This is a genomic window from Photobacterium sp. GB-72 (assembly GCF_003026095.1).
In the GTDB taxonomy this organism is placed as follows: Bacteria; Pseudomonadota; Gammaproteobacteria; order Enterobacterales; family Vibrionaceae; genus Photobacterium.
Genome location: NZ_PYNV01000003.1, coordinates 104200 through 116324 on the forward strand (window position 1 = coordinate 104200; position 12125 = coordinate 116324).

General features: G+C 38.7%; 10 protein-coding genes. 5 read left to right on the top strand and 5 right to left on the bottom strand.

All coding sequences use genetic code 11. The features are described 5' to 3' along the window. Positions 1-287: 287 nt before the first annotated feature. Together C9J40_RS05945 and C9J40_RS05950 are read right to left on the bottom strand one after the other, a co-directional pair. Complete coding sequence (locus tag C9J40_RS05945; RefSeq protein WP_107207548.1) at positions 288-1526, bottom strand: cysteine desulfurase-like protein; 1239 nt, start codon at positions 1524-1526, stop codon at positions 288-290. Then, complete coding sequence (locus tag C9J40_RS05950) at positions 1504-2142, bottom strand: 2OG-Fe dioxygenase family protein (protein ID WP_107207547.1); 639 nt, start codon at positions 2140-2142, stop codon at positions 1504-1506. The genes C9J40_RS05945 and C9J40_RS05950 overlap by 23 nt, the downstream gene beginning before the upstream one ends. Positions 2143-2717: 575 nt before the next feature. On the opposite strand from C9J40_RS05950, the gene C9J40_RS05955 reads away from it, so the two are divergent. The 5 genes from C9J40_RS05955 to C9J40_RS05975 are packed head-to-tail and all read left to right on the top strand — an operon-like array spanning position 2718 to position 8358. Continuing rightward, on the top strand, positions 2718-3848 hold the full coding sequence (locus C9J40_RS05955) for an efflux RND transporter periplasmic adaptor subunit (protein WP_107207546.1): 1131 nt from the start codon (positions 2718-2720) through the stop codon (positions 3846-3848). After that, positions 3848-5122, top strand: coding sequence for a TolC family protein (locus C9J40_RS05960; RefSeq protein ID WP_107207545.1), 1275 nt, complete (start codon positions 3848-3850; stop codon positions 5120-5122). Before C9J40_RS05955 ends, C9J40_RS05960 begins: the two co-directional genes overlap by 1 nt. Continuing rightward, positions 5119-6333 carry an ABC transporter permease gene (locus C9J40_RS05965; RefSeq protein ID WP_107246148.1) on the top strand — a complete coding sequence of 405 codons (1215 nt, stop codon included), beginning with the start codon at positions 5119-5121 and terminating at the stop codon, positions 6331-6333. The genes C9J40_RS05960 and C9J40_RS05965 overlap by 4 nt, the downstream gene beginning before the upstream one ends. Positions 6334-6335: 2 nt before the next feature. Beyond that, a complete protein-coding gene (locus C9J40_RS05970) occupies positions 6336-7610 on the top strand; it encodes an ABC transporter permease (RefSeq protein WP_107207543.1) in 1275 nt (424 codons plus the stop codon). A gap of 1 nt (position 7611) precedes the next feature. Continuing rightward, entirely contained in the window at positions 7612-8358 is a 747-nt protein-coding gene (locus C9J40_RS05975; RefSeq protein WP_233217764.1) for an ABC transporter ATP-binding protein, read from the top strand. A gap of 66 nt (positions 8359-8424) precedes the next feature. On the opposite strand, the gene C9J40_RS05980 is transcribed toward C9J40_RS05975, so the two are convergent. The 3 genes from C9J40_RS05980 to C9J40_RS05995 form a co-directional block, all read right to left on the bottom strand. Continuing rightward, a complete protein-coding gene (locus C9J40_RS05980) occupies positions 8425-8814 on the bottom strand; it encodes a hypothetical protein (protein ID WP_107246149.1) in 390 nt (129 codons plus the stop codon). A 732-nt stretch (positions 8815-9546) separates the two neighbouring features. Then, a complete protein-coding gene (locus C9J40_RS05990; protein ID WP_107246151.1) occupies positions 9547-11556 on the bottom strand; it encodes a diguanylate cyclase domain-containing protein in 2010 nt (669 codons plus the stop codon). Further along, positions 11546-12118 (bottom strand): YfiR family protein, encoded by a 573-nt coding sequence (locus C9J40_RS05995; RefSeq protein WP_233217780.1) that lies wholly within the window; start codon positions 12116-12118, stop codon positions 11546-11548. The genes C9J40_RS05990 and C9J40_RS05995 overlap by 11 nt, the downstream gene beginning before the upstream one ends. Between the last annotated feature and the right edge of the window lie 7 nt (positions 12119-12125).

Sequence of the window (12125 nt, forward strand, 5' to 3'; positions counted from 1 at the left end):
CATTTCAAGCTGTAGTTTTTATATGATTGCGTTTAAGATGAGATTAGCTGTTCAGCTAGGAAAAATAAGTGTCACTCATGATTGATAACGAGTAAAAGCAATGGAGAGCTTAAATCGTTACACATGGCGTCAATAAGGCTGCGACACATTAAAAATGGGAATGTTTCATCCCCCATTTTTAACTTATTTAATTTACAGATAATTAAATCGCAACCCAATCAAGTATCAATAACACGAAGACATTACTCATTGAAAAGTAAGGCCTCTCATTAAAAATTACTCAATCGTTAAAGTATCTGATCAAGGGCATTGAAAAAACGTTCGATTTCTTCTTCGGTATTATAATGCATTAAACCGACACGTAAGATCCCACCCTTTTTTGTTATTTTAAGTGCATCTGTCAACATATCAGCGTAAAGATGACCACTCCAGGTGTAAATCTCCTGCTCTCCTAAATGAGCGGCTACCTCTGTTGGGTTCAACTCACCAAAGCGCAGTGCAAACGTTGCCGTTCTATTATTAATACTAGGCTCGCCAAACAATTCAATTGAAGGGTAGTCTTTCAAACGTGTCAGGAACTTGCTCGCGAGAAAACTCTCGTAATTGCCAATGTTCTCATAACCACTCTCTAATTGTTCTCGTAAACACCTTCCGTGGCCTAAAGACGCTAAGTAATCAATTGTCGAAGAGAATGCCGATAACGCCTCAAAATTTAGCGTTCCTGTTTCCCAGCAATTCGGTGAGTATGAAGGAGCAGGCTCCACCTTATAAGGAGAGTAATACTCTAACGCCTGTTGGCGACCGTACAAGACACCAAGGTGAGGGCCGAAGAACTTGTAGGCAGAGCCTGCAACAAAGTCAGCGCCTAAAGAAGCAACGTTAATGATTTTATGGGGTAAAAGATGCACGGCATCAATATAAACGACACTGCCATTGGCTTTACCAAGACGGGTTATTTTTTCAATATCGACTAACGTACCCGAAAGATTACTCGCTGCAGTCACAGCAATAAGTCGGGTTTTATCATTTAGTAGGCGTTCAAACGCTTCAAGGTCAAGTTGGCAAGTATTATCCAAGATAGGAATATAATGAACTTTTACCCCTTTATCTTGAGCAGCCATCGCCCATGATGAGCGATTTGAACCATGATCTGCAGTACTCAGTATGATCTCATCACCTTCTTTCCAATCGTTACTTATCGCACGACTAAAATGGAAAGTCATCGAGGTCATATTAGCCCCAAAGATAATTTCTTCTTTTTTCTCTGCGCCAAAAAGTGCTGCCGCTTTCTCACGACATGTATCGACAAGCTCTACCGTTTTACGACTGACAGAAAAATGACCGCCGAGGTTAGTATTACCCTGCTTAAGATAATTACCATAACTCTCTATCACGCTAAGCGGTTGTTGTGCACCTCCTGGACCATCAAAATAGATAGCTTGACGACCATCAACCTCACAATTTAACGCTGGAAATTGTTTACGTAGAAGATCTACATGCTGACTAAGCGGTAAAGACGAAGACATCTCTTACTCCTTTTTGCCCTTCAATATTGGATAATGTTTCAGATATGTAATGATAAAAGCGTTCGTCATTGAGTATTACAAATTGGTTTTCTTCAAGCACTGTATTCATATGTGGATGCTGCTCTACTGGAGAAGCAAAGATTTGCGTATATCCGCCTGAGATATTTTTTCTTTGAACACAGAAAATACCAACATACCGAAAGCCATCTTGGTGTATTCCTTCTGGCGCAGGTGCACTTGCAGCATCATGGTCGCAAGTAACACGAATTTGGTGAACATCCACAACTGAGTGATCATCTATAGCCCCAGTGCGTTCCATAAATGATTTCAAAAGATGCTGAAATTCAACGGTATTTACCATGTCTTGTGATATATCAGAAAAGTCTCGCTCAACGTCACCGAGCACCCGGTTAACTTGAGATGACTGTTTAAATTTTGAATGGGGAAGTTTAATGATGCTTCCATTTTCAAACTGAAAACGCGCGTAAGCACGAAATCGATGATCGCTGTTGATGTACTTGTCAGGGGGGAGCAAGTCAAAGAATGGAGCAACTTTCGCTGCTACCTTTGACGGTACTTGGAAAGCTTCGATTAAGAATTTATTTTCTATCTCCATTAAACACCCTCGCCTCTATCCATGTTAATAACTCGTTAACTAACATTATAATATATTGCTAAAGTGTTTAATTTCAATCAAATAAGCCAAAAAGAACATAAATTCCAAAACCTAAATCCAGAAAAGAATAAAATTAAAACATTAATCTAATACAAGACAGAGAATCAGTGGTTTAATCCATTAATTATCAAAAAAAAAGAAGGCAGGTTACATTTATTCGGTTATGTCAATATTTTAATAAGCCGGAGAAAATATTCCATCATCAGCTGTGAATACATAAACCTATACGTAAAATAATCACAATAAAAAATTAAATTCAGAACTAAGCACAATATAATCAGTTGATAGGAAGGTTAACGCCTATTTATACATATTGCTCCTGCCGCTAAATGACAATGTGTTCTTTTCTAGTTAACAATCGTTTTCCTTTTTATTGCTCTAAAAATAACTTGACAGTTAAATAACACTTTTAATTTATATCTATTTAAAATTTAACCATTGTAATTATGAATTCTGCTATTCATAGTTGTCTTACTTAGATTCCTTTTTTCGATTTACACCGTTAGAGTATTACTATGAAAAAACGCTGGATTGTCGTTGCAACCCTAAGTGCTATTGCTGCCTTAGGTATTTATGCAGTTAAAGCTCCCTCTTCTGATGAACACCATTTCACCATGCTGACTGCTAAAAATGCGACGATTGAGAAACAAGCCATTGCGGTAGGACAAATCATGCCAGCTCAAGCGGTAAAGATTAAATCTCAAATAGAAGGGATAGTAGATAAAATTTATGTCAATCTAGGTGACAAAGTAGAGGCTGGCTCTCCCGTTATAAAGCTTCGTCCAAACCCTACACCGCAAGATCTGACTCGTGTTAATGCTGACTTATTAAAAAGCAAAGCCGATTTGGAATCAGCCAAAATAAAATTAGCGAATTTAAAACGTTTAGCGGCACAAAAAATTATTCCCGCTAATTTCGATGCCTATATTCAAGCACAAGCAGATGTGAAATCGAGAACCGCTGAGTTAAAACAAAAACAACAAGAATCTGATCTAATGAGTAAAGGCGAATCAGATGCAGGCTCCACCAAACTCACCTCTATTATTTATGCGCCGATTAACGGTACGGTATTAGATGTCAAAGTCGATGTCGGTGAACCGATCACTTCAACGGAATCAAACCAAGCAGCAACAGAAATTATGACCATGGCTGATATGAAAAATATCATCTTTAAAGGTTCGGTGAGTGAGCATGATGCAGCCCAACTAACAGAGGGAATGCCTGTTGAATTAACCCTTGCGCCTTATCCTGATCTAAAAATAGCGGGAAAACTCACGAAAGTTGCGGTGCAATCAGAAAAACTAAACAACGATAGTAATAATAATCAACAAGCACAAAGCTTTGACAATGGTTTTGCGGTTGAAGTCAGTGACATTCAGTTTCCTAAAGATATTACTTTACGCTCAGGCTTTACGGCTACTGCACATATCACATTGAAAAAAGCGACAGACGTAATGACGGTACCTGAACGCGCTCTGCATTTTAAAGGTAATGATCCTTTTGTACTTATCGCCGATGACTCAACGAAAGGCTATAAAGAGATTCCCGTGAAGCTAGGCTTATCAGACGGTATTAATGTTGAAGTCTTATCAGGCATTAAACCTAAACAAAGTATCATCGATGCTAGCATGGTCGAGGGCTTATAATGACAGCTTTATGGCGTAACACACTATTGAGTCTTTCACTGGGTTTGGTATGCACTCAAAGCTTCGCATTAACGATTGATCAAGCATGGAAAGCGGCAAAACAAACCAATCCTGATTACCGTATTAAACAGCTTGAAGAAACTCAGAGTCAATACGGTGTATCACTAAGCAAAAGTGCATTACTTCCTAGCCTTCAAGGGAGTGCAACAACGGGCTGGACTAAAGATGGTGGCAACAGTAATGGCTACAATATTTCACTTAATCAATCGATTTGGAATAGTCAAAACTGGGCTGCATTGGATCAATCACAAGTAGATGTAGTTATTGCAAAAATCGCGATTACGCAAGCGAAAAACACACTGGCAGAAGAGCTTATCCAAGCTTATTTCGCTTTAGCACAAGCTCAACGTTCGCTCACCATTGCAGAGCAACAACGTAAAGATAGTCAACAACTTCTCTCACTGACAGAACAGCGCTACAAATCCGGATTGATTATGTCAACAGGAATTGACGATGCTAAAGCGCATGTCATTGGCACTGAGACCACTGTATTGCAACGACAATCAGATCTCGTTGAAAAACAGTCTGAACTCGCTATCGTGATCAACCAAACACCTGATCGCGTCAATGAAATCGACAGCCAAAATCTTCACCAACCAGCACTGGCCGTCAATGATGAAAAAGCATGGTTAAACAAAGCAAAAGATAACAGCCCTGAATTATTGATTGCGAAACAAAATGTAAAACGTCAGCAACTCGCGGTAGATCAAGCACAAGCGGGATACTACCCTACTGTTAACGGCTCTGTTGGCTACAGTAATAACTTTGACAATAATAGCGAAGGGATGAGTGCAAACCTTGGTGTTTCAGTGCCGATTGATCTTAATGGCGCGATTAAAACCAAAGTTTCACAATCTAAGCTCGAGTTACAAATAGCTAAACAGCAATTAAGAAAAGTCGAACTTAATCTCGAAAATAATGTGAAAACACGCTTTAACCAACTTGATCTGGATTGGAAACGCGTTGAAATGGGCGTAGAAAAAGTCAAGTCCGATGAAAAGGCACTTAAAACTAAAGAAATTTTATTTAATTCTGGCGCTGATGGTACAACAGCATTAGACGTTATCAACGTTCAAGATACGGTATATCAAAGTAAAGAAGACTTACAGCAACTTCTCTATCAATACTGGTTAAACCGAATTGAATTGCTAAAGCTAACAGGTCAACTCAATGACCAAACAATTACTCAGCTTTCTCAGGCCTTAATGCCATGATCACACTGCTTAGCCAAACCGTTCAAACACTGCTTACCCATAGGTTGAGAAGTGCATTGGCCATTATTGCGATAGTCTGGGGGATTGTTTCAGTTTTAGTCTTAGTCGCATTAGGCGAAGGGTTTTATCGTGAAAACTTAAAATCTTTTTCTATGCTGATGAGCGATACACAGAAAGTCTCTTTTGCACAAACGAGCAAACCGTGGCAAGGATACCCTGCGAGAAGAAAGATCACGACAACGGAAAAGCAGCTAAGTGCGTTGTCTGAGGTGCCTCAAATAAAACAAGTCTCTATTTTATATTCGAATGCCAAAGCACAAGTCACCGATATTGACGGCACTCAATTAAAAGGGAATGTCTTTGGTATTGATAATCACTTTCTGGCGCTTAATAACACACGTTTAGTGCTAGGCTCTCGTAAAATATCACCGAGTGATTTAGCCAACCATACTCGTGTTGCCATTATAGGCTGGCGTCTCGCGAAACGCGGAAACATTCGTTTGAATGACAACATCAACATCAATGGTGTGCCGTTTCAAGTGATCGGTATTTCAAAAAAGACAGAAAGTAGCGGGCTTACCAGAATTAAACGGGCCGCCTTAATTCCAAGTACAACATTTAATGACTTATGGCTAAGTAATCCTACCGATCTGTTAGTGCAACCAGCGAAAGGCATTTCAGGCATGGCATTACGTACAGCAATGCAAAGCTTTTTCGCTAAACAGTACCAGTTTGATCCTAAAGACAAACAGGCTATACGAATGCCAGATTACAGCCGCTTTGCCGATTTCTACACCAGTCTGTTACGAGGTATCCAGCTATTTTTAGGCGCTAGCGGTGCAATGACACTCGCGGTAGGTGCATTAGGTGTTGCTAATATCATGTTTTTATCTGTAGCAGAAAGAACCCGCGAAATAGGCGTAAGGCTTGCCATTGGTGCGACCCCTACTCATATTTTGATGCAGTTTATGGTAGAAGGCGCTGTATTGGTGACAGTGGGAGCTCTCACCGGTATTGCCGTTTCTGCCATCATCATTCAATGCTTAAATCTTCTCTCATTACCCGATTGGCTCGGTCACCCAGTAATGACGTCAACATCTATCGTTTTAACACTCATGATCACAGCAGTACTTGCCTTATTAGCTGCATTTTTTCCAGCACGTAGGGCTGCACACTTAACGCCAGTGATAGCATTAAGTGCGAGGGCCTAACAATGTTTCCTGTTAAACAAATTTTCCATGAAATGTCAGCCGAGAAACTTCGCTTAAGTCTTACTATTCTTGCCATTGTTTGGTCGACAGTCTGTATTAGTACCATGCTCGCAGCTGGTGAGGGTTTACGCCAAGGGTTAATTCGCAGTTCAACCAGTGGTAACGGTAATCTCATTTATGTATCAACCGGTGTCGCATCCATTAATTATGGTAATTTTTACAAAGGAAAATCACTTGATTTAGCCATTGAAGATCAAAAGCTTATTAAAGCATTACCAACAGTAAAAATGGTTTCAGCAACCGCAACATGGGAAGAAAGTGCGCATTATAAAGATCGCCAAGCCTTTATGTTTCCGCTTGCGGTTGAAAACAATTATAAAAAACTCAATGATTTAACATTAATGGCAGGTAGCCGCTGGTTTAACCCTCTTGATACAAAAGAACAGCGAAAAGTTGCTATTTTAGGGAAAACAACAGCAGCGCTATTATTTAACAAAGCTGCGTTTAGCTGGGATAAAGACGTAAAACTCGACAGCGATCCTGTTGGTAAACAATTTAAAATTGGTGATGAAGATTTCACCGTAATTGGTGTACTAAAAGATGATCGTAACATTGAGTCGGGGTCTTCCTCTGAATACAGCATATTGGTGCCGTTGGCGACATGGCAACGCTTTTATCCCAATTCTCCAATCCAAGGTATTAATGTAGAACCTCAACCCAACGCCAACCGTGAACAATTGGCCAAAACTATACGGCAAGTAATTGCACGAAAATACAACGCGGATATTGCTGATGAACAGTTAATTCAAACGGATGACATGCTGCTACAGCAAGAAACCATGCGTTCATTTTTACTCGGGCTACAGAGTTTCTTAGGCATTATTGGCTTTGTAACATTAGGCGTTGCGGGAATAGGTATTGCAAATGTCATGTACGCCAGTGTAAAACGCGCAACACGTGATATTGGAGTTCGGATGGCAGTAGGAGCAACGCCTAGCCATATTCGTTTACATTATATTGTGCAAGCTATGATGACGATGGCTATGGGTGGTTTTATCGGGTTATTAATGACGCTTGGCCTTGTCAGCATCATTGACGCAATCCCTATTTCAGATTCGGGTTTTTATGCTCGTTTGGGCAGCCCTAAACCTGAGTTGTCACTGTCCGTTATGTTAATCGTAATTTCTGCATTAATTCTGGTTGGTATTCTTGCAGCTTGGTTCCCAGCGAATAAAGCCGCAAGTATTACGCCATTAGAGGCATTACAAAGTGAATAAAATGACAAATACATTGGGTACCTCCCCGGCACACACAGCTTTAGTTGAGCTTAATCATATTTGTAAGTTCTATGGCGAAGAAAATAATTTAGTTAAAGCATTAGATAATGTCTCTCTCACTATTCATTCTGGTGAGTTTTTATCAATACTTGGCCCTTCAGGCTCTGGTAAATCTACCCTGATGAACATGCTAGGTTGTTTAGATAAGCCGACATCTGGCGAATATTTGCTGGATAATAACGATGTATCATCAATGACAAGCCACCAACTTGCAAAAATCAGAAACCACAAAATTGGTTTTGTTTTTCAAAGTTTTAACTTATTAGAATATGCCACTGCATTAGATAATGTTGCGCTACCTCTCGTGTACCGAGGCGTAAAAACAAAAGAACGTCGAGCAAAAGCGGCAGATTTATTAGCCCAAGTAGGACTCGCTGATCGTATTCACCATAAACCGAATCAATTATCGGGTGGTCAAAAGCAGCGTGTGGCAATTGCGAGAGCTTTAGTTAACGATCCACAAATTATCCTTGCGGATGAACCAACGGGGGCATTGGACTCTAAATCAGGCGCAGAGATTGAAGCACTTTTTAATGACTTGCACCAACAAGGAAGAACCTTAATTGTCGTCACTCACGATGTCAGCCTAGCGGAAAGAACGCCACGCATTATCACTATCAAAGATGGACAAATAGTTTCTGATAAAAAGACAGGCTATAAACCGCATTTAGCATCGGCAGTTATTTAATCTTAAATATAAAATAGCGGGCATTTTGCTCGCTATTTTATAATTTTCGTTCTAAACCGTATTTTCTTATTTTTCAATAGTACATTGATATTGATAATCACCATTTGTTTCACCTGAACTGTTTTGTACTGATTTCTTTAAACATTTAGCATTTTTAATAGAAAGCTGTTTTAGTTTTTTATTATCAATATCATCGAGACCAATGAAAGGCTGTAACGTATCCACTAACTGTTGGGCTAATTCTTCTTTAATCGTACGTTGCTCTGTCACTTCTTTATAATCACACTGCATTTCGTGCTGATGAGTATCGCAATGTATATCATCAACAATAACCCACGCTTTACCCATGCCATGCTCTACATATACGATTTTCGCCAATACGTTAAACAAAGCCTGATCATTTGCCATTGCATGTGAACTAACTAATAACCCCACCAGCAACAGAGTTTTTCTCATGTATCTTTCCTCTTTTAATGTGGGTTAACTTTACCACATCAAAAAAGCGAAACTTTATATCCAGTAAAATTTAACACTACTCAAACATTTATCGCTAAACTCATGTTCACTTTTGCTTAGTTGTTTGTAAGAGATCTCTTACAAACAACTAAGACAATCACACTTAAATTTGAATATAGTGTCCATGTGATTTTTATAATCATTTGTTTTTAAACAAATAAGATCAATACATACAAATAATTAATCGATACAACAAAGAAAATTTCCCTCTCTATATCTATATTCTATTCCTACTTTTACCTATTATTAATGGTGTCAGAGGGAACTGGCGACAGGAACAGGATTGGAACCAAGGACGTTGGTGATCTCAGGATGAGATGTGATGAACTAGGATGGTTTATCAAACAAGGACTGTGATGGAGACTACTGGAAGTAGTAAAGGTAAATAGGATATTTACCGGTCAGGATGACACAAGGACACTTCAAGAAGAAGTAAAGGACACCTCTAAGGAAAGAGATGAGAGTTATAACAGGATGTTATGACGGGTTATGGAAGCCATAGGAACAACTTCAGGAAGAAGAAAAAAGGATTATGCTGAAGGATTACAGCAATCAAAGGAATGATGCAAGGAGCACGATAGTAGCAGGATGGCTGCAAGTAAGACCTAAGGGCGCAACGAAAGTTGCGCCCTCTCTTTTTTAATACTATGTAAAATAATGCTGCCTAAACCACTATTCGGCAAGTGTGTCTATGTTGAGCTGATTAAACTCAGTGATACGCCCTTTTCCTTGCATCTTTGATTGATACATCGCCATATCCGCACAATGTAAGACACTATCAATCCCCGTCACATCTTGAGGTTCAATATAGTAACAGCCGATACTCGCACCAATATTAATACTATAGCCTTTGATATTAATTGACTGGGAAATATTGTTAATAATACGCTCTCCTATATTTAAAATAGGTTCACGACTATTAACCGGATTAAGTACAGCTACAAATTCATCTCCAGCTAAGCGCGTAACAATATCGTTTTGACGAACACTCATCATTAATTTCTTAGCGACAATTTGAAGTACTTTATCACCAATATCATGGCCGTAAGAGTCATTTACAAATTTAAAGCCGTCTAAATCAATAAACAGTACAGCCATTACATCGCTACGAGGTAAAGTAAGCGCTTCTACTAGATAATGGTGTAAGAATTCACGATTAGGTAAATGTGTTAATGCATCATGCTGAGCAATATACGCTAAACGTTGTGCTTCTTTTACTGAGCTGATATCGGAAGCCAACACAACAATTTGGCTCTCATTACTTTCAGTATCAATCAGTTGATTTATTTTTAAATGTAAAGATGTCGTAACACCTCTCTTACGATTAAAGAACGAACATTCTCCTTGCCATTGCTGATCTAAAGACAACGACATTAGAATTTCTTTTCTCATCAGTAGTGTTTCGGTTTCAATTAATACCGAACGGTAATATTTACCAATAATGGTTCCGTGCTCTTGACCAATCAATTCACAAAAAGCGAGATTCACCATCTCAATATAACCTTGGCCATTGAGTAATAAAATCGCTTCACGGCTATTTTCAAAAATCTTAGCCGCTAACTGTTGTTGCCGCTCTGCAACACTCCGTTCCGTCACATCTTCTAGCGCAAATAAAGTCTGGTTTTTATGCTGTAGCGGATGACTCACTACTTGATATATTGCCGTTCCCTTTATGCCAACCGTTTTAACTAAATCATGACTAAACTGCTTATTGCCCTGTAGTGTTTGATCTAATTGATCTTGAAATTTTTCAAGATCAACCGGTTTAATCACATCACAAATATGTTGGGATTGCAGAACTTGTGGTGAATCGTGAAATAGTTTCGAGCTGCTATCATTGGCTAATATTATATGTCCAGAATGATCAACAACTAACAGCGCATGCTGTACTGTACTAATCACATCATCGGCAAATTCTTTCTCATATTCTAATTGAGAAATAGTCTGTTTAATTTTTAATTCACGCTGATTCAGTTTTATGATCATCGTATTAAAACAATCGATCAATTCACTTAGCTCATCTTTCGAACTTGTAGGATGCTGTACAACTTCAGTTTGATTAAAGTGAATCACATTAATCATCGCATCATTTAATTGACGGATAGGACTGATCATCCAATGCCGTAATCGACGGATAACGAAACTACTAAATAAAATTAAAATCACTAATAAATACAAGCTAATTTCTATCTGAGATGATTTAAGGGCATGTAATCTATCAAGAGACACAACAATACGCATTTTTGCAAGCTCTGTGTTCTCTATATAGATAGGGATCTGCATATATAAATACTGTTTACTAAAAACATGCCCTTGCGCTTTAACTATGACCTCTTCTGCATCATTTGCTGGTAAATGCCTATTATCGGTATTGTTAAATCCAGCAAAAACGACATCGTTCGCAGTTAACACAGAAACAGATACGATCATTGGATCGGCTGAAAATGCCGATAAAATCTCTTGCCCGGTTGTCGCGTCGTCAAACTGAATAGCGGCAGTTAAATTCGTACCAATACCCGTACTTAATATCGTAATTCGATTTACTAAATTTTGCTTTTCACTCTCTATATATTTATAAGAGCTTAACGTTTGAAATAAGATAAAAAGTACAACAACAAAAAAGACTAACGGCAAATATAGACGTTGATTAAGAGAGAGAGAATTCATCCAATTATTGCGCATGATTTTCCCCTCCCTGCTGCTGGCTATTGAGAGAAGGAAGTATAGCTATTTTCAATAATTTTGAACTTATTGTTAACTCAGCTTTTTTGGCACTCGATATAGCAATAACAGGGCGGATTTTATTATTGACTGAACGTAATTCAATCATCCCTCCTTTTGCTAAAAAGGAATTACCAGTACCAATCGTCAGCACCCCTTCTTTAATTGGTATTTGAGTTAAACCCAGTTCTTTTTGCCTAGAAATATAAGCAATTTGGCACTGCGCAAGCTGACTAATGCTCGTTAACGTAACAATCTTGTTATTTTTAGCTTTCAGCAATCGGCTTAATGTTAACGCGATATTATCAGTACCTAAAGTGCAATAAGTTAATGTTCTGTCGTCTTGAGGCCAAGTAACAAACTGAGAAAAACGGTAAATATAGACAGCAGATATTTCATAGTCAGCAACGCTATCTGCATTGGCTTTATTTGCAAAAGTATAGATACAAATAAGTACAACAGCAGTAAAACACAGAAAGTACAAACGGCAGAAATGGTAAGGCTTTGCAAGCAGCCCTACCATCTTATTC

Bases quoted from the DNA above. Each gene is read 5' to 3' on its own strand.
- C9J40_RS05975 (WP_233217764.1), top strand. From the start codon at position 7,612: ATGACAAATACATTGGGTACCTCCCCGGCACACACAGCTTTAGTTGAG.
- C9J40_RS05990 (WP_107246151.1), bottom strand. From the start codon at position 11,556: ATGCGCAATAATTGGATGAATTCTCTCTCTCTTAATCAACGTCTATAT.
- C9J40_RS05945 (WP_107207548.1), bottom strand. From the start codon at position 1,526: ATGTCTTCGTCTTTACCGCTTAGTCAGCATGTAGATCTTCTACGTAAA.
- C9J40_RS05965 (WP_107246148.1), top strand. From the start codon at position 5,119: ATGATCACACTGCTTAGCCAAACCGTTCAAACACTGCTTACCCATAGG.
- C9J40_RS05980 (WP_107246149.1), bottom strand. From the start codon at position 8,814: ATGAGAAAAACTCTGTTGCTGGTGGGGTTATTAGTTAGTTCACATGCA.
- C9J40_RS05955 (WP_107207546.1), top strand. From the start codon at position 2,718: ATGAAAAAACGCTGGATTGTCGTTGCAACCCTAAGTGCTATTGCTGCC.
- C9J40_RS05960 (WP_107207545.1), top strand. From the start codon at position 3,848: ATGACAGCTTTATGGCGTAACACACTATTGAGTCTTTCACTGGGTTTG.
- C9J40_RS05995 (WP_233217780.1), bottom strand. From the start codon at position 12,118: ATGGTAGGGCTGCTTGCAAAGCCTTACCATTTCTGCCGTTTGTACTTT.
- C9J40_RS05970 (WP_107207543.1), top strand. From the start codon at position 6,336: ATGTTTCCTGTTAAACAAATTTTCCATGAAATGTCAGCCGAGAAACTT.
- C9J40_RS05950 (WP_107207547.1), bottom strand. From the start codon at position 2,142: ATGGAGATAGAAAATAAATTCTTAATCGAAGCTTTCCAAGTACCGTCA.